Consider the following 25,518-nt stretch of genomic DNA (forward strand, 5'->3'; position numbering starts at 1 on the left):
CTGAAATTGCAAGAGCTGAAGAATTAGGTTGTGAAATAGTTAAATTATTCCCTGGCGATATTTACGGACCTCAATTTGTAAAAGGAATTAAAGGACCTCAACCTTGGACAAGTGTAATGCCTACTGGAGGTGTTTCTCCAACAAGAGAAAATTTATCAGGTTGGTTTAACGCAGGTGTTACCTGTGTTGGTATGGGTTCTCAACTTATTTCAAAAGAAATTATAGCGAATAAAGATTATTCTAAATTAGAACAGGATGTGAAAAATGCAATCGCATTAGTTAAAGAAGTTAGAAAATAATTAATCTGAAAAATTTATAAATACCATGGCAATGTATAAAAATCTACTAATAGCTATAGCTGTTTTATTATTAATCTCTTGTAACGAGGTAGCGATAAATATGATTAGAGTTGAAAATATTAAAGAATTAAATTCAGCAATTAAGGAAGCTAGGCCGGGAGATGAAATTGTGCTAGCCAATGGTGTTTGGAAAGATGTAGAAATTAAGTTTGTAGGACAAGGAACCGAGCAACAACCAATTACTATAAAAGCAGAAACAGCTGGTAAAGTTTTTATTGAAGGTGTTTCAAATTTAGAGTTTGAAGGTCAATATTTAGTGGTAAGTGGATTGTATTTTAGAAATGGTCATTCACCAACTAAAAATGTAATTGCTTTTAGAACTGATGAAGAAAAAGTAGCTAATAATTGTAGAGTTACTGATTGTGTTATTTTAGATTTTAACCAATTACAACGAGATAATGATGATTTATGGGTTCAGTTTTATGGAAAGCACAACCAATTAGATCATTGCTATATTGCAGGTAAAACAAATGGAGGGCCAACGGTTAGAGTTGATTTAAAAGGGAATCAAAGTATTAGAAATTATCATCAAATAGTTAATAATCACTTTGGACCAAGACCTAGAAAAGGTGGTGCACGAGGAGAAACTATTCAATTAGGAAGTAGTTTTACGTCTATGTCTCCAAGTAATACAACTATAGCAAATAATTTATTTGAAGCTTGTAATGGTGAGGTTGAAGTGATTTCAAGCAAAACGAATTTTAATGAAATTCGTAACAATGTATTTTATAAGAGCGAAGGTTCTGTAGTTACTAGACACGGAAATTACGTTACAATAGATGGTAATTATTTTATTGGTGATGGTGAAAATGCAAATTACGGGGGAATAAGAATAGTAAACACTGGCCACTGGATAATAAACAATTATTTTTATAATTTAATTGGTGAAAATTTTAGAAGCCCTTTAGCTATTATGAATGGAATTCCTAAATCTCCATTAAATAGATACAACCAAGTAACTGATGTTGTTGTTGCTTATAATACGTATGTAAATTGTAAATCGCCTTGGCAATTTGGAGTAGGAACAAATATAGCTCAGAAAGATGTGCTTCCGTTGTCTGAAATTCGATCAGCAAGACCATTAAGAACAGTTGTTGCTAATAATATAATTTATAATAAAGTTGGAGATCCAAGTCCAATTATTGAGCACGATAAAGCAGATGGTGTAAAGTTTGAAAGTAATATTATAAACAATCAAGGAGTAAGTTTTAAAGATGAAAACCGTATTGAACCAAGTACTTTTGAATTAACAAAAATATCAGAAAATATATTTATTCCTAAAGATATTTCAAGTGATATAAAACCTTATAGCGGTTTTGGATTTGAAACTATTACAAAAGATCTTTTTGGTAATTCTAGAGCCAATTCAAAGAGTATTGGAGCTTCTATTGAAAGACCAACTAAAGACCCTTTAATTTTAGATAAGAAAAAATATGGAGCTAGTTGGTATTCAAATGAAATAGCTTCTAATGATCCTGAAATTATTAATGTTTCAGCTTCAGAAGGAGAATTAGCAACTAAAATAGCAGCTTCAAACCCAGGAGATATTATTGAATTAAATTCTGGAGAATACAGTATTTCAAAATCTATAATTATTAATAAAACAATTACCATACAATCAAAAGAAGGAGAAAAAGCTGAGATTATTTTCTTAGGAGAGGATAATACACCTTTATTTGAATTGAATCCTTACGGTATTTTAACTCTAAAGAATGTTGCACTTTCAGGAAACGGAACACAACAAGCTTTTGCGAGTTTAAAAGAAAATATGTCTAATCATTTTGGATTAGCTGTTTCTGGATGTGAGATCAGTAATTTTAACTATGTGTTAAAAGCTTATAAACAAACTTTTGCTGAAGAAATTACGTTTACTAATAGTTCAATTTCAGATTGTGAAAACGGCATTGAACTTTCAGAAGAAACTAATGACAGAGGAGATTACAATACAGAATTTTTAACCATTGATAATTGCCAATTTAATAACGTAGAAAGTAATGTGGTAGATTATTATAGAGGTGGTTATGATGAATCTACTATTGGTGGTAATTTACTGGTAAGTAACAGTACATTTGAAAAATGTGGAGCAAAAGAAGCCAATGGTATTTTACTAAATACAAGAGGAATTGTAAATGTTGCTATAGATAATAACACATTTAAAAATAATAAAGTGAAGCTTGTTGCTTTATTGTGGGGAGCTAAAAATAATTCACACTCAAATAATAAGATTGAAAATTCAGGTAAAATTTTAGTAGAAGAAAACTTAAAAATGAAATTAATGTATTAATTCATAGAAATTAATACTTTTTTTATTGTTCAATTAAAAAGGTAATGGTGCCAAAAAAAGAAGGTGTTTTTAGATAAATATTAATTAATTCAACGTCCCAGGTTTGGGTGATTGTAGTTAAATAATTTTGTGAATGCTAACAGGTGCTTATCCTTGTATTAATAATTATAATTTTAAATATTTTAAATATGAAAAAACCCACTATCGGATTTATAGGACTTGGCCTTATGGGAGGTAATATGGTTGAAAATCTTCAAAAGAGAGGTTTCGAGCTAACAGTAATGGATCTTAATAAGGACGAAGTTGCAAAAGTTATCGCTCGTGGTAATGCTACTGAAGCTTCTTCTCCAAAAGAATTAGCTGAAAAGAGCGATATTGTAATGTTCTGTCTTACTACTTCTGCTGTTGTTGAAAAGATTGTTTATGGTGAAGAAGGTATCTTAGCAGGTATTAAAGAAGGTGCTGTTTTGATTGATTTCGGAACTTCTATTCCTGCTTCAACTATAAAAATAGGTAAAGACCTTGCTAAAAAAGGTGCGGGAATGATTGATGCTCCACTGGGGCGTACACCTGCTCATGCAAAAGACGGACTGCTTAATATTATGGCAGCTGGAGATAAAGAAACTTTCGAGAAGGTTAAACCAGTTCTTGACGAACAAGGTGAAAACGTATTCTATTTAGGAGCTGCAGGAGCTGGTCATACGACTAAGTTAATCAATAACTTTATGGGGATGACTACTGTTGTTGCGATGTCACAGGCTTTCGCTGCAGCGAAATTAGCAGGTGTAGATAGTCAGCAATTATTTGATATAATGTCTTCTGGCCCTTCGAATTCTCCGTTTATGAAATTCTGTAAGCATTATGCTGTAGATAACGTAAGTGATTTAGGTTTCTCTATTGCCAATGCTAATAAAGATTTAGGATATTTTGTGCAAATGATGAATGATCTTGGAACTACTTCTCTGATTGCAGAAGCTACTTCTTCTAATCTTCAGGCTGCAGTTGCTGCTGATATGGGTAGTGGAAATGTTCCAGAAATTTTAGATTATTTCTTGAATTTGAAGAAATAGTTGAGGTATTAATTCATAGAAATTAATAAAATATTGATAGTAGAAATCAGTTGTACATTTTGACTTACAAAATGTTAGTTCAAGTGATTTTTGATAAAATATGGTATCGAGAACTTTTGTTTTTCAATAAAAGAGCTATTCTCGGTACTATTTTAAACTTAAAAGGATTGAAATTCACTCGAATTGACGAAATATTGGATTAATAAAAATTACAAATATGAAGTGTAAAGTTTTAATAGTTAGTTTATTGTTAATCCGTTTTATTGGTTATTCTCAAAATATACCTGTAAATAAGATTATTGAAAACTCAAAACTTTCAAATTACTTAACTGATGAAGTTAAAACACAACTAAGCCAAAAAGGCTCAATTTCTGAAGCTGATTTAGCAAATTACTTGCGTGAAAAATTTTCTGAACGTTATTTTTTCAATTGGAAAAATTTTGATGAACGTTTTAATGAATACAAAAATGTTTATTCTAATAATGAAGCCAGTCATACCGAAAGAGCTTTAGATCACATTTCAAAATACAACGCAGATACCAAGTGGATTTTACCTTTTAACTATTTAAATGGGGAGCCAGTAAATGCTTATGCACTTAGGCATTTGGCGCGTCAGCATAAGATGGTAGATATTGCTTATTATTACTATTATCAAAATAAAAATCCAAAATACATTTCATATTTCACCAATCAATTACAATCTTTAAATAATGCCTTGCATAAAGGAGCATATGAAAAAATTGAAGATGGTAATGGTGTTTACGAAGCTTTTAGATCGGGTTATAGAGTATTAAATTGGTTGCAAATTCATAATATGTTTTTAGGTGAAGCTACCTATTCTAATACGGATCAATTAAAAACTATTGCTACGTTGTTGCAACATGCAGCTTATTTGTTTGAAAGAAATCAAGTTTTTAATGCAGGGAATCATCAAACAAGAGGTTTATCGGCGTTGGCAATGATTTCAATTTTGTTAAGAGATTTTGAAGGAACAGATATTTGGTATAAACACTCCATGAAATTACTTGAAGAGCATTTATCAAAAGAAATTAATGATGATGGATTTCAATTTGAGCGTTCCATACATTATCATATGAGTGATATTGGTAATTATTATTATGTATATCAATTAGCAAAAACAAGTAATATTGAAGTTGGTGAATTTTGGGAAGAACAGTTAAAATCACTTTTTACAACTTTAACAAAAATTGCATATCCAGATAAATCTGCGCCAGTATTACAAGATGATACAGATAATCCTTGGGCTGAAAAAAATGATATTTCAGGAGCTTTAACATTAGGTTATTTATTATTTGAGGAACCAACTATGGGGTATTTTGCCAACAACCACGTGGAATCTAAAATGTATTGGTTTTTGAATGAAAAACAGCTTAAATCATTAAATTCAATTAAAAAAGAACAGCCAATTATTGAGTCACTTTCTTTTCCTACTACAGGGTATTATATTATGCGTAATGGATGGGGAAACTCAGATAATATGATGGTAATTTCTGCAGGATTAGATGCGGATAAACCAGATCATCAACACGGAGATATGTTAGGGATTCAGGCTATGGCAAATGGTAAAGTAATATTACCAAATTACCAAGTGCGATATTCTTTAAAAGATTATGGTTTCTTTAAAAATTCAATGGTAAAAAATGTTGCATTGGTTGATGACGAACTACAAGGTAAAAAATATACTTCAAATCAAGGAGGAAGTGGTTTTGGAAAGTTTAAAGAATTACCAAATCCAAAAGTTATTTCTTGGAAAACAAATCCTAATTTAGATGCTTTTGTTGGAAGTCACGATGGATTTGAAAACATTGGAGTAAAATATTCTCGTCAGGTAATTAATATAAAAAACGATTTTTGGATTGTAAAAGATAATTTTAAATCTGAAAAAGCACATACTTACAAACAAGTTTGGCAAGGTCATTATTCTTATGAAAATTCCCCAAATTTATTAAGAGCATCTTTCGATGATGCTTCAGGATGTGATATTCTTCAATTAAAAAAAATAGATACAGTTACAAGTAATGGTTCAAGAGGAAAACAATGGTCTGTTGCTTCTAAAAAATCTGATAAAAATTTTAGTTTTATAACTGTTGTTTTTCCGTACAAAGGTTATAATAATAAAATTGATGAAACAATTGAAGTTTCCAATATAGGGGCTTGGGAATTAAATGATTGGGAAACATTTAAATCAGATGCTAGTGCCATTGTTTCTAATAAAAATATATTTATTTTGTTTGAAACTTCTGAAATTGAGAATGATAAAATTTCAATTCAGTTAAATGAAAAATCAGATGTAATCATTTTTCAAGGGGAGAAAACTTTATTGCAAAACATTAGTGATAAAGTAATTAATGTTAGCTCTAAATCTTGGAAAGGAGAAAAGAAACTAAACTCTGGAGATTCGTTAGAAATATGATTCAAAATGGAGGAAATTACTTATTTATTAAATGAGTTCAATTGCTAAATTGAACATGAAATAAAGGCTGGTTATTTTTATAATTAGTCAACTACGAGTATGGATATAAACAGAATACGCATTTTCTTTTAAAGGGGGTGCGTTTTTTTAATTCTATTTTGAATTGTTATTTATAATATATTGATTTAATAAAAAATTCATAAAATTTTAATTGTCAGTGTTTTGATTAGCTATTTAACAAAAAAGGTTTTAGTATTAAATATAATGTAAATAGTTTTAGAATTAGATTAAGTTGTTTATGTTTGAATAAAAAAAACGAATTTAATTGCTATGTATAAAGAAAATTTGTATTTAAAATCTATAGGAATATTTTTAATAGGAGTTGTTTTAACTACTATTATAGTTTATTATGTTAAAAAAGAGAATGATAAGCAAACTATACATGAATTTGAAATAAGCGCTAATGATGTTAAAGATAAAATTGAAAACAGACTTAGTTCTTATATTCAGTTTTCAAGAGCTAGTTCAGCATTTTTTATGTCTTCTGATTCCATTAGTAGAAAAGATTGGAAATATTTTGTTGAAAAAAGTAGAATTTCTGAAAGTTTAAAAGGCTTTCAAGGAATTGCATATGCAGTTCTTGTTTCAAAAAAAGAGTTAGCTAAACATACAAAACGTTTTAGGGAAGAGCTGAATAATGACTATGTTGTTTTTCCTTATGAAGAAAATGAAATATATACTCCAATAGTATATATAGAGCCGTTAATAGATAGGAATTTAAAGGCAGTAGGTTTTAACGTATCTTCAAATCCATTTATGCGAAAAGCGTTAGAAGATTCTAGAGATATTAATAAGGTAATTTTAACTGAAAAAGTAACGCTTGTTCAAGAAGGAACAAATACAACTCAGGCGGGTGTTGTTATGTATTCTCCAATTTATAGAAAGGGTTTGGCAATAAACACTGTTAAAGAAAGAAAAATCGCAATAAATGGTTGGGCAGCTATTTCTTTAAGAATTAATGATTTTATGGATGGGGTTGTTGGTGATTTTAATTTAAAGAATCAAAATAAAATTAATTTGCAAATATATGATGGTGAGATTGTTTCAAAGAGCTCTCAATTATTTAATAGTAAAACAAATTTAAATAAAAACAATTCTCTTTTAGATTTAAATACTTTGTTATTGCCAATTGAAATGAATGGTAAGGTATGGACTTTACAATTTAATCAATCTAAAGTGTCTTTTATAGATACGGTTGCATTTATTGTTCTTGTAAGTGGGCTTGTATTTAGTTTATTATTTAGCCTTTTAATGTTTTCGTTGTTTAATACAATTTCTATTGCAAAAAAAATGGCTAAAGAACTAACAATTGATGTTTTAGATAAAAATAAAGAGTTAATAACAACAAATGAGCTTTTAAAAGAAAGTTATAAAGAGTTAAATAGCGCTAAAGAAAAAGCAGAGGAAAGTGAAAAAAGGCTAAAACTAATAGCTAATAACTTAGTAAATGGAATGATTTATCAAGTAGAATGCATTGATACTGATAAAAGAAGGTTTACCTATGTAAACGATGCTGTTTTTAAATTTTATGGTTGCACAGTAGAAGAGGCTAAGGAAAATGCAAATTTATTATATGATAAAGTACATAGGGATGATATTGAATTTTTAATTGAGAAAGAAAAAGAATCATTGCAGAAAATGTCTGTTTTTAAAGCCGAAGTAAGAGTAATTAATCCTGACGGAAGTTTTAGATGGGCCAGTTATGTTTCTCAACCAAGAATGATTGATGGGGTTGTTTTCTGGGATGGAATTGAAATTGATATTACAGAACGGAAAAAAGTAGAGCAAGAATTACGTATTGCCAAGGAAAATGCAGAAGAAAGTAACCATTTAAAAACGGAGTTTCTTAATAATATGTCTCATGAGATTAGAACTCCGATGAATGGCATATTAGGATTTTCAAATTTTTTAAATGATTCAGGTTTAACTCTAGAGAAAAGAAAGAATTTTATTAAAATAATACAAAACAGTGGAGAGCAATTACTTCAAATTATTGATGATATAATTGAAATTTCTAGACTTGGAACTAAGCAAATTAAAGTAATAGAATGTGAGGTTAATCTAAATGATTTAATGTTGGAGTTATTTTCAATTTTTGATATAAAAGCAAAAGAAAATAAAACTCCTTTATATCTTAAAAATGAATTGTCTGATAGACAAAGTATTATTTTAACAGATAAAACTAAACTTTTTAAAGTTATTAGTAATTTATTGGAAAATGCTCTAAAATTTACAAGTAAGGGATCAATTAATTTTGGTTATCGATTAAATAATGGAGAATTAGAAATTTATATTGAAGATACTGGAGTAGGAGTAGAAAAAGAAAAGCATGAATTAATTTTTGAACGATTTGCACAGGCAGAAAAAGGTTTATCAAAAAAAGTTGGTGGGTTAGGACTTGGATTGTCAATTGTAAAAGAAAATGTTGAACTTTTAGGCGGTAAAATAAGAGTTGAGTCTAGAAAAGGGAAGGGAGCAAAATTTTTAGTCACAATTCCTTATAAAGTTGTTTTTAAAAATGCTGAATTATCTACAATAGAAAAAGGGGATCAAAACAATCAAACTATTTTAATTGCAGAAGATGAAGAGGTAAATTATTTATATTTAGAAACTTTAATAAAAGACGTTTTAAAGTTAGATTGCGAAATACTTCATGCAAAAAATGGGCAAGAAGCTGTTGAGTATTGTAAAGCAAATGAAAATATTGAATTAGTATTAATGGATTTAAAGATGCCGGTTCTTTCTGGATATGAAGCTGTAGAAAAAATCAGGAAGTTTCTTCCAAATTTACCAATAATTGCTCAAACTGCTTATTCAACAATAGAAGATAAAGAAAAAGCAATTTTAATGGGATTTAACGACTTTTTATCAAAGCCAATAAATTTTGATCAATTTGAAATGTTGATAAAAGAATATTTAAACTTGGCAATTAATGAATAGTTATATTTAAAACTATTCATCATAATTTCACCAATTAAATTTGTAATGAAAAAAACCTCCATTTTAAAGGAGGTTTTTTAGTTGAGTTTAAGTAATAAATGTTAATTGAGTTTAAATGTTTGGTTAAACTTAGGCATGTTATCTTTTTTCCATTCTACACCTGTTTTTTTATCGTGCCACCATCTTGGCTGTATATTTGTTTTACTCCAGTTTTCAGCATCATTAACAAGGTTCTTTAAAATATCGGGGTGTTGTTTACTTAAATCTGATGTTTCACTAATATCTTGTTCAATATTAAAAAGTTTCCATTTTTGTTGGTAAATTTTTAAAGCTTTCCATTGGTTTTTTCTAACTGCAACATCAGTAAATCCATTTCTATGGCGCATTACAAAAATATCATCATTAATATGAGCGTTTTTACCAGCTAAAAAATCATCCCAAATATTTTTACCATCAAGTATTTTACCTTCTGGAATTTTAGCACCAGCCAATCTTGCAAAAGTTGGATAAAAATCAATTGCCATAATTGGATGATTAAACGTTTTTCCAGATGGAACTATATTAGGCCAATGAAAGAACATAGGAACTCTAAATCCGCCTTCATAAGTGCTCCCTTTCCCTTCTTTAAGTGGTGAATTGGTAGCACCAGCTGAAGTTTTACCACCATTATCGCTTAAAAAAACAATTAGTGTATTGTTGTATTTTCCAGTAGCTTTTAAAGTTTCAACTATTTTACCAACACCTCTATCCATAGCATATACCATACCTGCGTAGGTGCGTCTTTTTTCGTCTTTTATACTTTGAAAATGTTTCATGTCATCTTCTTTAGCTTCAAGGGGTGTATGTGGAGCATTGTAAGATAAATACAAAAAGAATGGATCTTTCTTTTTGGCAGCCTCAGTAATAAATCGTGACCCTTCTCTAGTTAAAGCGTCAGTGATGTATTCTGTTTCTATAACTTCTTTACCGTTATGTTCTAGAGGAAGAAAATATTCAAATATAACTTGTTTGCCATTTTTCTTTTGAGCTTCATATTTAGCTCTGTATTCTTTAGGGAAATAGCTATGTCCACCACCTAAAAAACCGTAAAAATCATCAAAACCTCTATTGTTTGGGTGGTATTTTTCAACAGCTCCTAAGTGCCATTTACCCATAACTCCTGTTTGATAGCCTGCATTATGCAAAACCTTACTAATAAAAGTTTCATTTAAAGAAATACCTTCGCCAATTGTTTCACTATTTGGAGGAAGATTAAATTGAGCCCCAATTTTGTGAGCATATCTTCCCGTCATTAAACTAGTTCTGCTTGGGCCACAAAAAGGGTGAGATACATAGGCTGAAGTGAAAATAGTTCCCTTTTGGGCTAAGGCATCTAAATTTGGTGTTATAATATCTTTTGAGCCATTAAAGCCAACATCTGAATATCCCAAATCATCAGCTAAAATTATTATAATATTAGGTTTTTCTGGAGTTGATTTTACAGTTGTTTTTGTAGCGTTAGGTTTTACGGAATTACATCCAATAAAAACAAATAAAAAGAAGTAAACTGCTAATTTAAAAATGTTAAATGATTTCATGATTTTTTATAAAAAGGGAAATACTATAAATAGAATATGTTTAAAGGTTTTAGTGAAAAAAAGAAGATCTAATTTAGACCTTCTTTTTTAAAGTTTGGTTATTTGAGGTTTTTTAATTCTTCTCGCATTTTATTCATAAAAGGAACAAGTTCTTTATAAGGTTTTCCTGTAAGTTTTATTAATTTGTTATGAAATGTAGTACTAATTTCTTTAGATTGTGCTTTTTTTTCGTCTTTAGTAATCTCATTTGCTTTGGCTTTTTTTTGTAATGAAAAGTAATCTAAAACCATAGCTGTTCTAAAACTAGTTAAGTCTTTTGTTTGAGCATCATCTAAATTAAATTCAGTTTTAGTTGCATTTACAAAATGGTTAATTTGTTTTTGTTGCCATTTATTTTGACCAAATGTTACAGTTACTGTAACTAATAATACTAATGTTAAAATAATTCGTTTCATAATTTAATTTGTTTTAATTTTTTTGTTTTTGCCAAACTCTCATGTATTCAATTTCAAAGTCTACAACTCCATCTTTCTTTTTACCTTCTGGGCTGTTTAATTCTAAATCATCCAAACTGTCTGGAACTCCATGCCAAGGAAATGTTTCTTGATCTAACCAAATATGTATTGGTCCATCCATTACCCAACCATTTGGTAAATTTTTATTTTTAGCAAAAGCATTTACCTGTTCTTTTGTTGCCTGTGTAAATAATTTTCCATCTACATAAAGTTTCATGCCGTTTTCATTCCATTCAATTCCATACACATGAAAATCATCGGCAACTCTAAAACCATAATCTAAATGTTCCGTATAAACAGTTTCTCCTTTTCCTTCTTTGCTCCAATCATGAATAGACCACCAAAGTTCACGGTCTTTACCATTTTTTTCTTTAATAGGCATTCTATGATCTCCAAATTGCTCAAAAATATCTAGTTCAGTTTGGCTTCCAGTAGCCCAAAATGCACTTGTGATTTCGGCATCTGCAGCTTTACTTTTTATTTCCATATAGCCATATTTAAATTCTCTACGGCCAACAAAACAAGCGGTTGTAAGGTTTTTAAATTTTTCTACTTTTTTATCAGGCCCCCAAGTTTGCTTATTATCATCACTAAATGGGAATTCTGGTTCCCAACGTGTTTCTAAAATAAGTTTTCCATTTTCCAATCTGTAATTACGACCTGAAAATTGAGAAGGAGCTCGTCCTTTCCATACTTTTTTGTTGGGATGATCAGGATCTTTATAAACAGGTTTTCCATTTTCAAATTTACCTACAATATACCATTTGTCTTCATCAATAGACGTTGCATCAAATTCATCACTAACCTCTTTGTTTAAAACCCAATTTCCAGTATTATTCTTATCAGAAAATGGTAGAATCTCATTAGAATTACTAGTGTTTTGTTCAATAGCTTTGCTTTTTTGAGCATTGCATGCTAACAATGTAAATAGTAGAGAAGACCCAAAAATTAAAACAGCGCTATTTTTTATTTTAAACATATTATGATTCTTTAATTTCTAAAAATTCAACTGGAGATCCATTATGCTCAATATAAACAACACGCACCCCAATGGCAGGAGAGAAGATTGCTCCCAAAACATTTCGCCCTTCTATTGCATCTTCTATGCTATCTACAAAATAAGATACATGAGGCATAGTTTTTACCATTTCAGAGACATCGCTATCATTATCAAATTTTACATACTCAACGCTGTATTCATCTTTAGCAAAATCAGTATAATGGAATTTTCCAGGTTCGCAAAAACCATCCCAATTTTTATCCTCAGTTGTTGGTATTCCTATATGACTAAATTTATAATTCATAATATATTTTGTTAAAGTTAAAATTCTTATTAAACAATTGTTTTACAAAAGAAGTTGGTTTTTTATAAATCATATTGTTGAAAATTACCTCCTTATAGTTGTATTTTATCTTACTATTGAAATAATCATTTATTTTGGATTGAAAAAAAATAAATAATTGGAAAATGAGTTTTAATTGCTTGTTAATGAATTATTTATTTATACGGTTTTTAAGTGATAAAACAATTATAAAGTACATTAAACTTATGTAGAAAGATGTTTCTGATTGTATAGATAAAAATGTTTACTGGGTACCTTAAATAACCCTTATAAATTAGCTAACCTTTCCAATAATTCAAAGTCTTCAAGTATTGAAAAATTAACTAGAAAACATATTTAAGAATTAACATTTAAGTAGAATTTTTTAAAGGACTTTCATTAATAAAAAGTTTGGAAAAACATACGTAAATCTTAAAAAATCTAAAAAATAGGGAGGTAAAATCGGATTAATTAGGGGTAAATTTTATAAATATTTTAACGAAAATATATGCTCTATTTGCATATAAGAATTATCTGTAACTGAAAATTAGTAATTTATTTCTAATGTAAACAATAAGGAATATATTTTTAAAAACGTATTAACATTCAGTTATATAGGATTTTAAGAGTTTAATTGAGCTGTGTTAACAAAAAGGTGGATTCTTAAAAAACTTAAGAGTTTAAAAAATGAATACTTAACTCAATTTTAAAAAAGATTAAAAAAAATAAACTAAAGTTAATCGGATGAAAATTAAAAAATCATTATTATTTAGAAGAGTAAAAGCAAATTATTTGCTATTTACCTTATTTGCATTACTGTGTAGTTTTAATATACAAGCGCAAAAAATTACTGTAAAAGGTGTTGTTTCTGATAGCAGTGGTCCAATGCCGGGTGTTACTGTTTTGGTACAAGGCACTTCAAATGGAACAACAACTAATTTTGATGGGGAGTACACAATTAATGCTAAAATTGGGGAAGTTCTTCAATTTAGCTTTCTTGGTATGATAAGTCAATCATTAAAAATAAAATCTGAAACATTAAATGTTATTTTAACATCTGATATTTCAGCCTTAGAAGAAGTTGTAGTGATTGGATATGGAACTGTTAAAAAGAAAGAGTTAACAGGTGCCGTTACACAGGTGAAAGCTGAGGATTTAGAAAAGATTATTTCAGCAGATTTGGGAGATGTTTTACAAGGGCAAGCAGCTGGTGTAAATGTTATTAGTTCATCAGATCCAGGAGGTGCTTCAGAAATTTTAATTAGAGGTATTACAACCTTGGGAGATAACACACCTTTGTATGTGGTTGATGGAATTATTCAAGAAAGCGACCCTAGAATCGCGCCAAGTGATATTCAAACTATTGATATTTTAAAGGATGCTGCTTCAACGGCTATTTATGGTTCTCGTGGTGCAACTGGTGTAATTTTAATTACAACTAAACAAGGTAAAGAAGGATCTTTACAAATTAGAACAAATGCTAGTTTTGCAATTCAGCACAGAAATGCTGCAAACCCTTTAATGAATTCTTTAGAGCAATCTTATTTTAATATTGTTACACAACGTAATGTGGTTGGTGCTTATGATGATGATGTTGTTTTAAGAATGGCAAATTCAAAATATAGTTTTCAGAATGAAACAGATTTGAATGACATTGTATTTAGAAATGATGTTCCTACTCAAAATTACAACACTAACATTTCTGGAGGAACAAAAGATATTACTTACAATGTATCTATGGGGCTTTTTGATCAAGAAGGTTTAATGGTTAATTCTGGTTTTCAGCGTTTTAGTACACGTGCTAATACTGTTTACAAAAAGAATAAGTTAAGAATACAGACAAGTACAGGTATTACAATTGAAAAAAGAGATATTCCTCAAAATAGTTTAATTGTTCAGTCTATAAAATATTTTCCAACTCAAAATACAATTGATTTAGACGATTCTGGTGATTTAGAAACATTAGGAGGTGATGACTCTAACAGATTAGGTTGGGTTTTAAATAGTTTAAAAACTACTGATAATTCTAAAACAGTAAGAACAAATACTTCTGTTAAAATAGATTACGAATTGATAGAAGGTTTAAGACTTTCGGCAAATGGAGGTATTACAACAATGAATTCTACGCGTAAAAGGTTTGTTCCTTATCAATTAATAACAAATCTTCAAAACGGTACTACAAGTAATCCTTCAGATAGCTCTATAAGAATGACTTCTGATGATAGAACTTCTTATAGTTTAGATGTTGGTGCAACGTACCAAAAAGAAATTGGAGATCATAAAATAACAGCAGCGGCATATATAACTTCAGAACAATATGAGTATGAAGGTTACTATGCAGAAAGAGCTGGAGTTATTGACCCAGATATTCAAGTTTTAAACGCAGGGACACTTGAAATGGATGTGGGTTCAAGTACTGGTTATACTGATAAGTTAATTGGTACAATTGGAAGACTTCAATATGATTATAAAGGAAAATACTTATTAAGTTCAAGTATTCGTAGAGACGGATCATCAAAATTTGCACCAGGTAATAAATGGGGGGTTTTTCCATCTGTAGCTGTTGCATGGAATGTTTCAGATGAAAACTTTTGGAGTTCTTTAAAAAGTACAGTGAATAATTTTAAAGTAAGAGCTTCTCAGGGTTCAGTAGGAAATCAAAGAATACAATCTTACCAGTTTTCAGCAGGGATAGAACAAAATGTTGATTATGTTCTTACAAATGCTAATGGGGAAGAAATACTTGGTGGTGGAGCAACACAAACTAGTTTTGCCAATGAATTATTAAAATGGGAAACTACAACTCAAACTAATATTGGTGTTGATTTAGGGTTGTTTAAAAATAAATTAACCATATCTGCAGAATACTATACTACGGATAAGGAAGATATGTTATTCCCAGTAATTTTATCACCTTCTGCAGGTGGGGGTTCTAATGCTCAAGTTGTTTTAAATATAGGGAATATGACTAATAAAGGAGCTGAAATTTCTGTTGGTTATAGAGGAAAAGCAGGAAAGGTAAATTACAGAATGAATGGTACTTTTTCAACTAACAAAAATGAAATCACAAATATTAACGGACAAAGTGATTTCTTATTTACAAATGATTATGGTTTAATAAGTGGAGCAAAAGATCAGTCTCAAGTTACCGCATTGGCTTTAGGTCATGAAGCAGGAGCATTTTATTTGTTAACTACCAATGGAATTATTGATACGGAAGCAAAACTACTTGATTATCAAAAATTAGTGCCTAGTGCAAGAATGGGTGATGTTATATTTAACAATACCAATGGTGATGATAAAATTGATAATAACGATAGAGTTTATAGTGGTAGCGGATTACCTGATTTTGAAATTGGATATAACTTTAATGCAAATTACAAAGGTTTTGATTTTGCAATGAACTGGTATGGTGCTTTTGGTCAAGAAATTATGAACGGAGCAAAAGCAACAGCATATGCTTATGGAAGACATAAAGATTTAATTTACCAATGGTCACCTCAAAATACAGAAACAACAATTCCTGCTTATAGAGGAGATCTAAAAAAACACCCTAACTTTATAGGTTATAGTGATTTATGGTTGGAAGATGGTTCTTATGTTCGATTAAAATCTGTAACTGTAGGTTATAGTTTATCAAAAAAAGCATTGGAAAAATTAGGGTTTTCAAAGCTTAGATTTTATGTAAGTGCACAAAATCCTTTTACAATAACAGACTATTCTGGGTACAATCCAGAAGTAGGTGGTGGTATTACAGCAAGAGGACTTGATAAAGGTGTAGGGCCTGCTTCATCTCAATACTTGCTTGGGTTAAACTTTAACTTTTAATAAAACATAATTATGAAACATATAATATTTAAATATATACTATTAATTTTTGCAGTGAGTTTCTTAAGCTCTTGCGGTGATGAGTATTTGGATGAAAAAAATCCAAATGAAATAGCTAAAGATAATTATTGGAGAAATTTATCTGAAACTGAAAAAGGATTAAATTCAGCATATCATACTTTAAATGTGCCAGCTTTGGTAAGTATAATTGAAGAGGCTCAAAGATCTGATATGGCATGGCCAGCGTATGCACGTCCTGTTCCAGGAACAATTAGCGAATTTTATAACCAAACGTATTCTAATAGTACTCCTGCAATTGCTAGTAAATGGGAAACTAACTATTTAGGTATTTTTAGAGCAAATCAGGTTATTGAAGGGTTAAATACTATAAAAGGAACAGTAGATGATGTTGAGTGGACTTCCCAAATGGCGCAAGCTCGTTTTTTAAGAGGTTTATTTCACTGGTATTTATATTCAACATTTAATAATGGTAGTATAATTATTCGTGATTATGCACCAGTTACAAATGAAGATTTTAATAAAGGATTGTCTCCAGCTTCTGAGGTATTAGCATTCCTTAGAGAAGATTTAGAATATGCCTATGCAAATTTATATGCTAAAGGTGAATACCCAAATGCATATGATGTAAATAGGGTTACTTCAGGTGCAGCAGCAACTGTTTTAGGTACTACGTATTTAATGGAGTTAAATTATTCAAAAGCAATGGAATATTTTACAGATGTATTAAACAGTGGTGATTATGCATTGGAATATGATATGGCTAAATTATTTACAACTGCAGGTGAGTTTAATCAAGAATCTATTCTTGAAATAAGTTATAATAATACGTTAAAACCAGAAGCAAACCTTTGGAATGGTGAAACTGTTACTAACAGGTTAAATCAGTTAACAACAGGAACTGTAGGAGCTAATGCACCAACTTGGTTGGCATATAAATATAAAACAGAGCCAATGGATATTTTAGATGATAGAAATTATTATGTAAATGAAGATGGTGTTAGATTGCTTAGAAATGTACCATTAAGATGTTCAGCTATGATGGCTGTAATTGAAGATGGTCAAACGCCATATTATTTAACAAAATCAGTTTCTGAATATTCAAAATTTGGGGCAAATAACTGGGGTATTGGCTGGCATAAGAAATTCTCAAATCATGATATTGTAGAAAATGAAAATGATTTACCATACGGAACAACACAATCTGGTAAAAATGTAACTTTAAATAGATTGGCTGAAGTAATGTTAATGCAAGCTGAATGTTTAATTAAAACAGGTGATGGAGAAGGAGCTATGCTACTTATGAATGAAATAAGAAAAAGATGGGGATTAGAGTTAATTGGTGAATCTGGATCAGATGTATCACATTCATATGACGAAAATACTTATTCTTTAGATGAATTAATGGAACATTTAATGTATGTTGAAAAACCTCTAGAAATGTCTTTAGAAGGTCATGCAATACGTTTTTTAGATTTAAAAAGATGGGGGATAATTAAAGAGAATTTTAAAAAATTATCTGAACAAACATATTATGCAACTACGTATTTTTACACAAATTCAGAAGGAAAAGCAGCGAGTAAATGGAACTCTTCTGTAGTAAAAGAATTACCTACAACTGGGGTGCCTCAGGTTATTGATTTTGAATACGATATTCCTTATTCAAATTATAATGAAGCCTTACATAGTACTTTTCCAATCCCATTAACAGAGATTAATGCAAATACAAATATTAACTAAAAAAAGATACAGAATGAAAAATATAGGAATAGTATCAATACTTTTCGGTTTACTTTTTTTAGTAGGCTGTGACGATGATGAATACGCAGATTATTCGGCACCTGATCAATTATCAGATGTGTCTTGGTATATGAGTGTTGACCCTTACTCTCAAGATAAATATAGTATATCTTCAAATACATTTATTTCATTTTTAGATTTATCTCAAGGAGCAGTGAGTCATGAATGGATTATTGAAGAAGGAAACTCATTTTTAAAAGAAGGTTTTAATAAGAATGATTCTTTAGAGTTATTTACTGATGAAGCTGCCGGTTTAATAATTGATAAAGGTAAAGCACATGTTTTATTTAGAAATAGTGGATTTAATAAAGTTAGATTGGTAAATAAATTTACAGAAAAAGTAAGTTATAATTCAGAAGAAAGTCCTCTAGAAGCTTTTCAAGAAGGTGATCTTTGGGTAATTGACACTATATTTACTTTTGATGTATATGGAAAATTAATGCCTTCTTTTAAAATAATGCAGGGAGATACAGAAATTATAAATATAACCAAAGATGATTTACCATCGATTGATGATGCAGCATCTTGGCCAACTGTTGAGGTTGAAGCAGGGTCATTTTTAACGTATGTAGATTTAACAACTGAAGATAGACCTAGCGGAAGGTCTTGGTCTGTGGCTGATGGAGCTCCTGTAACTTCAGGGTTGGAGTCTGCAGATATAAAATTTTTCAAATTAGGAACATATCCAGCAGGGGAAATTAAATCTGTACGTTCGGGTAATTTACCAAGCGCAAATACAATAAAAATTATACCATTAAATGTAAGGGTAATTCCATCATCTCAACCCTTTGAGATAAGTGGAATTATTAAAGAAAGTATTGATGAAAAAATATCATTTCAAGTTTCAGGTGAACTACAACCATTTACTGGTGAAGAAGGTAATTTCACTGTAAATGTTAAAAATGAAACTACTGGATTTGATCAAAACATTGCTGTACAAACAGCAGGAGTTAGAAATGATGATGCTACTTATTTAGAATTGAAATTAGCAGCACCAATTTATAATTCTGATGTTATAACAGTTTCTTACAGTGGTGGAAGTATTAAATCAACAGATACAAGAGATTTATTAGACTTTGCTAATAAACAAGTGGTAATGTATTCTGCAGGTAATATTTTAGCTCCAAATAGTTGGTCTGGTTTTGAAGTAGCAGATGCTAACATTAAAAAAGCTTATGCTGGTCCTGGAAGTTCATTTTGGGTAGGTGCAAATGGTACTGATGCAGATCCTTTCTGGGCAAGAACTATTGAAAAAGCAAATACAGGCGATGCTAGTATGAGATTTTCAGTTGATGGAATTGATAAAACTTATCAAATTCATACTTATGGATTGGGTACAATTGATAAAATTCCAGCAGGAACTTATAAAGTATCTTTCATGGTTTATTTAGAAGAAGGAAACACCATGGGTGGTTTCTGGACTTGGGGTGGAGAAGTTATTCCATTAGCTTCAGAATTATGGAGCTTTGATGGATTACCAAGAGGTGAATGGGTAAAAATGGAGCACGTTATTACGACTGATGCTTTAGATGTAAAAAAGAAAGTTTCTATAGTTATTAATACAGGAGCAAATCCAAACGCTAGTTCTGGAAGACAAACAATGTATTTAGATGATTTTTCTTTTGTAGAATTAGAAGCAAGACAATAATATATTATAATAATAATTTTAGAAGAAGCTGTTTAATTACTTTTTAAACAGCTTCTTTTTAATATTACAACAATTCATCTTGTGTTATTTGTAATTGTAGTTTCAATTTCAAAATAGAAGTAGGATCTATTTGTTGTATTAATTTTATATTTGAGTGGAGTTGATAAAAAAAGTATAGAATACTATATAGTTGCTTATTTATATCAACTCATTTTTATCATTAATAATTGGTAATATTATCAATTCTGAGGTAATATTTGATTTGTTTAAGATAAATATTAAGATTAATTAATGTAGTGTATCTAGTAATTTTATCATCAGTAAATAATGTTTTGTTTACAAATGATTTAGACTCAACTAACAAAAAGAATAAATTATGACAATTGAAAAAATAGAAACCTTTATCTTAAAAGATACTTTATCAAAAAGTTTCTTCTTTTCGCAATGGGAATATTCCGAAAGATGTATTTGTGTTGTAAAAGTAACCGCGTCAAACGGACAATATGGATGGGGAGAAGGTTATGGCCCAGCTACTGTTTTAGAAGCTGGAGTTAAATTATTAGCGCCTCACGTTGTAGGATTAAACCCTTTAGAGAATGAGGTTATTTGGAACCATATGTACCGAAAAACATTGGATTTTGCAAGAAGAGGTGTTCTTGCAGCATCCATAAGTGCTATTGATATTGCTATATGGGATTTAAAAGGTAAAATTTTAGGATTACCAGTTTCAACTTTGTTAGGTGGAGCATTAAGATCTGAAGTAAGACCTTATGCAACTGGTTTGTACTTTACAAATTATGAAAATCCGGAAGAAGGCTTGGTTGAAGAAGCTAAGTTGTATGTAAAACAAGGGTTTAAGTCTATGAAGATGAAAGTCGGATTAGGTATAAAAAAGGATGTTGAGATTGTAAAAAGTATACGTGAAGCTATTGGTCCAGATATTGGATTAATGGTAGATTCTAATCACGCATATACTTTAAGAGAAGCTGTAGATTTAGCTAGAAAGATTGAAAAATATGATATCGGTTGGTTTGAAGAACCAATTTCACCAGAATTTTATGAGCAATCTAGAGAATTAAGAAGTAAAACAACAATTCCTATTTCAGGAGGTGAATGTGAATATTTTAGATTTGGATTTCAACAATTAATCAAAAATAAATCTGTAGATATTATTCAGCCAGATATTTGTGCAAGTGGAGGTTTAACTGAAGCTAAAAGAATTTCAGCAATTGCAAGTGCCAATGGAGTGGATATTATTCCGCATACTTGGGGAACTTCAATAGGAATTCATGTGGCATTACATTTTATTTCTAATTTAGAATCAATTCCAGGAAGAATGTACACTCCAGAATTTTTAATGGAATATGATCAAACTGAAAATGGGTTAAGAGAAAAATTAACTTTTCCAAAAATTGAAATGAAAAATGGTATGATTGAAGTACCAACCAGACCAGGTTTAGGAATAGATGTTGATGAAAATATTTTAAATGAATATGCTATTTCTAAAAATGTTATTGAAAGTTCATTAGTTTAACTATAAAAAATTAAAAATGAAAACTCAAAATTTCGGATATAAAAAATTATATATAGGAGGTGAATTAATAGACTCTGTAAGTGGAGAAAGAGAAGATGTAATTTGTCCAGCAACGGGAGAATCAATTGCTCAAGTAGCTAAAGCAGGGAAAGAGGATGCCGAAAAAGCATTGATTGCTGCAGAAAAAGGATTTAAATATTGGTCTAAATTATCTTTAGCTGAAAGAACTGAATGGATGACCAAATTGCGTACTGCTGTTTTAGAAAAAGAACACGATTTAAGAACTGCAATGGTTCATGAAATGGGTAAAAACTATGAAGGTGCCTATGAAGATATTGAAGCTGTAATAAATGCTTTGGATTGGTATCCTAACGCAATGAAAAATTTACGTGAAGAGCAAATTCCTGATTATGAGGGCACACATACTCATAAAATGATTTCCAAACCTGCAGGAGTTGCAGTAGCATATTTAGCTTGGAATTTTCCATTGTTAAACGTTGGGTTTAAACTTGGCCCTGCATTAGCTTCTGGTTGTTCAATAATTATTAAACCATCTGCATTATCTCCACTGTCAACTTATATGATTGGAGAAATTTTACACGATATAGATTTTCCTGCAGGAGTAGTTAATATTTTATCAGGCCCAAGTTCTACAGTTGCACATACTATGACAACAAGTAAAATTCCGGCTGTTTTAACAATGATTGGTTCTACAGCAACAGGAAAAAGAGTAATTGCAGATAGTACAACTTCAATTAAAAAATTAGGAATGGAATTGGGAGGAAATGCTCCTTTTATTATTTTTGAAGATGCTGATTTTGAAAAAGCATTAGAGTTGGCTGTTGTTTTAAATTTTTGGAATTCAGGTCAAATTTGTGTTGCGGCTAATAGGGTTATGGTACACAAAAATATCTATGATAAATTCGTGAAAGCTTTTGTTAAAAGAACTTCAGAATTGAAATTAGGTTTTGGGATTAAAGAAAATCCAGATGTATTTATGGGCCCTGTTGTTTCAAGAAGCGATAGAGATAGAATGTTTGATTTAGTTGAAGATGCCGTAAGCAAAGGAGCAACTTTAGAATATGGAGGGAAAATCCCTGAAGGTTTTCCAGAAAAAGGAAATTGGATAGAACCTACCGTTGTTTCTGGAATTACTAAAGATATGGATTTATTTAAAAAAGAAACTTTTGGACCTGTTGCAGGTATCATGAGTTTTGATACGGATGATGAAGCATTAGAAATGGCAAACAATACAGAGTATGGTTTGGCATCTTATATTTTTACTAATAATCATAAAAGAATTGAACGTTTTACCGAAGATTTAGAATTTGGTGAAATTCAAATAAACGGTGTAAAATATGCTATTTATTTACCTCACGGTGGAATTAAAAATAGTGGTATTGGACACGATTGTTCTCATTTAGCATTAGATGATTACTTAGTGAAAAAAAGAATCTCAACTGCTATTTAAAGTATTGTCAATTTGCTGAAAGATATATTTGAACATTTAAAAATATAAGTATTCAATGTATTTCTAGGTTTAGAATGAATAGTTTTAATGAAATAACAAGTTAATTAAACAACTAATTTATAATATTATATGGAATCAATGTTTTTCCCTTTTTTACTAGTAATTTTTGCAAGTATTTTTCAAGGATCTTTTGGTCTAGGAATGAAGTTTATGAGTCCCTTAAAATGGGAAGCCTGGTGGTTAGTTCATTCAATTTTTGCAATGATATTAATTCCAACAGCATGGGCTTATTTTGTAACTCCAGATTTATTTACTGTAGTTACTAGTGCCCCAACAGAAGATATGTTAATGGCTATGGCATTTGGAGCGTTATGGGGAGTTGGAGGAATTATGTTTGGTAAAAGTGTTCCTTACATTGGTATTTCATTAACCTATGGAATTGTAATGGGGGTTTGTGCAGCAGCAGGAGGTTTAATTCCTTTATTTACTGCAGATGATGTTGAATATCAAAAAATGTTACCTGCATTACCATATATTTTAGGAGGTGTTGCAATAATGGTTATTGGAGTAGCAATTACAGCTTATGCAGGTGTTCAAAAAGATAAAATTCAAAGTATTACTGAAGCTGGTGGAGAAAAAGTAAATTTAAAACTAGGATTAATTATCGCAATTTTAAGTGGGTTTTTATCTGCGTTTTTAGCAATTGGATTTGCTGAAGGAAGTGCTATAGGAGATTTAGCTCAAAACGCTGGAGCAATTGCTCGTAACAGTAGTTTAGCTATTTGGGTTGTTGTACTTTGGGGTGGATTTGCAATTAATGCTGGTTATGCCTTATTCTTATTATTTAAAAACAATACTTGGAGTTCATTTTCAACACCAAATGCTGGTAAAGCTTACGCTTGGTCAATTGGAGCCGCTGTTCTTTGGTTTGGCGCTTTAGGGATTTACGGTCAAGGAGCAACCCTTATGGGAAGTCTTGGTGATGTAATAGCCTGGCCAATTATGCTTGGACTTTCTTTAATTGTAGGGAATATTTGGTCTTATATGAATAAAGAATGGGAAGGCGCAAAAAAACCTTTTTATACAATGTTACTAGGTGTATTTGTAATTATTGTAGCGGTTGTAGTAATGGGCTATTCTTAATAGAATTATAAAAATAAATAAATTTTAATTGTATATATCAATAAGCTGGTTAACTTTAGTTTATACAATAGGCTAATCCACAATATTGTATTGTGGATTAGTTATTTTAAAAATACATATAATCATGGAAAACATAAAAAAACTAGTAGTATTCGCATTTGTTGTAGGTGTAATTCAATTAATAAATGCGCAAAAACAACCCAATATTATTTTATTATTTTCCGATGATGCTGGTTATGCAGATTTCGGTTTTCAAGGTAGCAAAGTAATGATAACACCAAACCTTGATAAACTAGCTTCAGAAAGTGTGAAATTTACGCAGGGTTATGTTTCGGCTTCAGTTTGTGGACCTTCAAGAGCTGGTCTTATGACTGGCCGTTATCAGCAACATTTTGGATTTGAAGAAAATAATGTACCTGGTTATATGAGTAAGGTTTCAGCATATGATGGTCCTAATATGGGAATCCCATTAAGCGAAACTACTATGGGTAATTACATGAAAAATTTAGGATATCAAACCGCATTTTATGGTAAATGGCATCTTGGAGGTGCAGATAAATTTCACCCTACAAAAAGAGGTTTTGATGAGTTTTATGGATTTAGAGGAGGAGCTCGTAGCTATTTTGCATATTTAAATACACCAGAGGAAGAACTGAATAAACTTGAAAGAGGTTTTGGGAATTTTAAAGAACATGATGGTTATTTAACTGATAGGCTAGCGGAAGAAGCTATTGATTTTATGAAACGAAATAAGAAAAAACCATTTTTTATATTTCTTTCATTCAATGCGGTTCATACTCCAATGGATGCAACAAAGGAAGATTTGGCAAAGTTTCCTGAGTTAACCGGTAAACGACAAGAAGTTGCAGCTATGACTTTAGGATTAGATAGAGCCTGTGGAAAGGTTTTGGAAGAATTGAAACGTCTTGGATTGGAAGATGATACTTTGGTTGTTTTTAGTAACGATAATGGAGGCCCAACAGATAAAAATGCATCTATAAATTTACCTTTAAGTGGAACAAAATCTAATCATTTAGAAGGTGGAATTCGTGTTCCGTTTTTAATGAAATGGCCAGGGAGAATAAAAGAAAATACAAAGTATAATTATCCAATTAGCACCTTAGATTTATTGCCTACTTTTTATGAAGTTGGTGGAGGTAAAGCTTCAGATTTAAAAAATATTGATGGTGTAAATATAATCCCTTTTGTACAAGGTATAAAAAAGGAGCGTCCTCATAAAGAGTTATTTTGGAGGTTAGGTGTAAGAGCTGCATTTAGAGACGGTGATTGGAAATTAATCCGTTATTCTGATAGGCCTGCTGAACTATATAATATTGAAGATGATGTTTCTGAAAAACATAATTTAGCGGTGTATTATCCTGATAGAGTGAAGCAAATGTTTAAAAAATTATATCTTTGGGAACTAACGTTAGAAAGACCAGCTTGGTTATTGCAAAAGAAGTTTGAAAAAGTAGATATTGACCGAATGGATAGATATAGAAATTAATTTATATT

The 25,518-nt window shown here is 30.4% G+C and carries 15 protein-coding genes and 1 pseudogene; 12 read left to right on the top strand and 4 right to left on the bottom strand.

Annotated features, from left to right (window positions below):
• From DAD81_RS00005 to DAD81_RS00025, 5 genes and pseudogenes are all read left to right on the top strand, one after another.
• Positions 1-299, top strand: a pseudogene (locus DAD81_RS00005) (bifunctional 4-hydroxy-2-oxoglutarate aldolase/2-dehydro-3-deoxy-phosphogluconate aldolase); the annotation flags it as partial.
• Between the two features lie 31 nt (positions 300-330).
• The gene (locus DAD81_RS00010) at positions 331-2,643 is read left to right on the top strand and encodes a chondroitinase-B domain-containing protein (protein ID WP_111706745.1); all 2,313 of its coding nucleotides are present in this window, start codon (positions 331-333) and stop codon (positions 2,641-2,643) included.
• Positions 2,644-2,831: 188 nt separating this feature from the next.
• Complete coding sequence (locus DAD81_RS00015) at positions 2,832-3,713, top strand: NAD(P)-dependent oxidoreductase (protein WP_111706174.1); 882 nt, start codon at positions 2,832-2,834, stop codon at positions 3,711-3,713.
• 217 nt (positions 3,714-3,930) lie between these two features.
• Positions 3,931-6,147, top strand: coding sequence for a heparinase II/III family protein (locus tag DAD81_RS00020; protein ID WP_111706175.1), 2,217 nt, complete (start codon positions 3,931-3,933; stop codon positions 6,145-6,147).
• Between the two features lie 330 nt (positions 6,148-6,477).
• Entirely contained in the window at positions 6,478-9,147 is a 2,670-nt protein-coding gene (locus tag DAD81_RS00025) for a CHASE domain-containing protein (RefSeq protein ID WP_111706176.1), read from the top strand.
• Positions 9,148-9,248: 101 nt separating this feature from the next.
• Here DAD81_RS00025 and DAD81_RS00030 read toward each other — a convergent pair whose 3' ends face one another.
• The 4 genes from DAD81_RS00030 to DAD81_RS00045 all read right to left on the bottom strand — a co-directional run bounded on the left by DAD81_RS00030 (position 9,249) and on the right by DAD81_RS00045 (position 12,543).
• On the bottom strand, positions 9,249-10,724 hold the full coding sequence (locus DAD81_RS00030; RefSeq protein WP_111706177.1) for a sulfatase-like hydrolase/transferase: 1,476 nt from the start codon (positions 10,722-10,724) through the stop codon (positions 9,249-9,251).
• A 98-nt stretch (positions 10,725-10,822) separates the two neighbouring features.
• On the bottom strand, positions 10,823-11,179 hold the full coding sequence (locus DAD81_RS00035) for a hypothetical protein (protein WP_111706178.1): 357 nt from the start codon (positions 11,177-11,179) through the stop codon (positions 10,823-10,825).
• A gap of 13 nt (positions 11,180-11,192) precedes the next feature.
• Complete coding sequence (locus DAD81_RS00040) at positions 11,193-12,218, bottom strand: family 16 glycosylhydrolase (protein WP_111706179.1); 1,026 nt, start codon at positions 12,216-12,218, stop codon at positions 11,193-11,195.
• A gap of 1 nt (position 12,219) precedes the next feature.
• Positions 12,220-12,543 carry a hypothetical protein gene (locus DAD81_RS00045; protein ID WP_111706180.1) on the bottom strand — a complete coding sequence of 108 codons (324 nt, stop codon included), beginning with the start codon at positions 12,541-12,543 and terminating at the stop codon, positions 12,220-12,222.
• Positions 12,544-13,305: 762 nt separating this feature from the next.
• Here DAD81_RS00045 and DAD81_RS00050 point away from each other — a divergent pair.
• The 7 genes from DAD81_RS00050 (at position 13,306) to DAD81_RS00080 (ending at position 25,510) form a co-directional block, all read left to right on the top strand.
• Entirely contained in the window at positions 13,306-16,389 is a 3,084-nt protein-coding gene (locus DAD81_RS00050; protein ID WP_111706181.1) for a SusC/RagA family TonB-linked outer membrane protein, read from the top strand.
• Between the two features lie 12 nt (positions 16,390-16,401).
• Entirely contained in the window at positions 16,402-18,147 is a 1,746-nt protein-coding gene (locus tag DAD81_RS00055; protein WP_111706182.1) for a RagB/SusD family nutrient uptake outer membrane protein, read from the top strand.
• Between the two features lie 13 nt (positions 18,148-18,160).
• Positions 18,161-19,855: a hypothetical protein gene (locus DAD81_RS00060; RefSeq protein WP_157961041.1), complete on the top strand. Its 1,695-nt coding sequence runs from the start codon at positions 18,161-18,163 to the stop codon at positions 19,853-19,855.
• 376 nt (positions 19,856-20,231) lie between these two features.
• Positions 20,232-21,389 (top strand): mandelate racemase/muconate lactonizing enzyme family protein, encoded by a 1,158-nt coding sequence (locus tag DAD81_RS00065; protein WP_111706184.1) that lies wholly within the window; start codon positions 20,232-20,234, stop codon positions 21,387-21,389.
• A gap of 16 nt (positions 21,390-21,405) precedes the next feature.
• Positions 21,406-22,860, top strand: coding sequence for an NAD-dependent succinate-semialdehyde dehydrogenase (locus DAD81_RS00070; protein ID WP_111706185.1), 1,455 nt, complete (start codon positions 21,406-21,408; stop codon positions 22,858-22,860).
• 129 nt (positions 22,861-22,989) lie between these two features.
• On the top strand, positions 22,990-24,003 hold the full coding sequence (locus DAD81_RS00075; protein ID WP_111706186.1) for an L-rhamnose/proton symporter RhaT: 1,014 nt from the start codon (positions 22,990-22,992) through the stop codon (positions 24,001-24,003).
• A 124-nt stretch (positions 24,004-24,127) separates the two neighbouring features.
• Positions 24,128-25,510 carry a sulfatase gene (locus DAD81_RS00080; RefSeq protein WP_111706187.1) on the top strand — a complete coding sequence of 461 codons (1,383 nt, stop codon included), beginning with the start codon at positions 24,128-24,130 and terminating at the stop codon, positions 25,508-25,510.
• Positions 25,511-25,518: the final 8 nt, after the last annotated feature.

This window comes from Lutibacter citreus, assembly GCF_003260195.1.
In the GTDB taxonomy this organism is placed as follows: domain Bacteria; phylum Bacteroidota; class Bacteroidia; order Flavobacteriales; family Flavobacteriaceae; genus Lutibacter; species Lutibacter citreus.

Excerpts from the sequence above, each read along its gene's own strand:
- DAD81_RS00010 (WP_111706745.1), top strand. The coding sequence starts at position 331 with ATGTATAAAAATCTACTAATAGCTATAGCTGTTTTATTATTAATCTCT.
- DAD81_RS00015 (WP_111706174.1), top strand. The coding sequence starts at position 2,832 with ATGAAAAAACCCACTATCGGATTTATAGGACTTGGCCTTATGGGAGGT.
- DAD81_RS00020 (WP_111706175.1), top strand. The coding sequence starts at position 3,931 with ATGAAGTGTAAAGTTTTAATAGTTAGTTTATTGTTAATCCGTTTTATT.
- DAD81_RS00025 (WP_111706176.1), top strand. The coding sequence starts at position 6,478 with ATGTATAAAGAAAATTTGTATTTAAAATCTATAGGAATATTTTTAATA.
- DAD81_RS00030 (WP_111706177.1), bottom strand. The coding sequence starts at position 10,724 with ATGAAATCATTTAACATTTTTAAATTAGCAGTTTACTTCTTTTTATTT.
- DAD81_RS00035 (WP_111706178.1), bottom strand. The coding sequence starts at position 11,179 with ATGAAACGAATTATTTTAACATTAGTATTATTAGTTACAGTAACTGTA.
- DAD81_RS00040 (WP_111706179.1), bottom strand. The coding sequence starts at position 12,218 with ATGTTTAAAATAAAAAATAGCGCTGTTTTAATTTTTGGGTCTTCTCTA.
- DAD81_RS00045 (WP_111706180.1), bottom strand. The coding sequence starts at position 12,543 with ATGAATTATAAATTTAGTCATATAGGAATACCAACAACTGAGGATAAA.
- DAD81_RS00050 (WP_111706181.1), top strand. The coding sequence starts at position 13,306 with ATGAAAATTAAAAAATCATTATTATTTAGAAGAGTAAAAGCAAATTAT.
- DAD81_RS00055 (WP_111706182.1), top strand. The coding sequence starts at position 16,402 with ATGAAACATATAATATTTAAATATATACTATTAATTTTTGCAGTGAGT.
- DAD81_RS00060 (WP_157961041.1), top strand. The coding sequence starts at position 18,161 with ATGAAAAATATAGGAATAGTATCAATACTTTTCGGTTTACTTTTTTTA.
- DAD81_RS00065 (WP_111706184.1), top strand. The coding sequence starts at position 20,232 with ATGACAATTGAAAAAATAGAAACCTTTATCTTAAAAGATACTTTATCA.
- DAD81_RS00070 (WP_111706185.1), top strand. The coding sequence starts at position 21,406 with ATGAAAACTCAAAATTTCGGATATAAAAAATTATATATAGGAGGTGAA.
- DAD81_RS00075 (WP_111706186.1), top strand. The coding sequence starts at position 22,990 with ATGGAATCAATGTTTTTCCCTTTTTTACTAGTAATTTTTGCAAGTATT.
- DAD81_RS00080 (WP_111706187.1), top strand. The coding sequence starts at position 24,128 with ATGGAAAACATAAAAAAACTAGTAGTATTCGCATTTGTTGTAGGTGTA.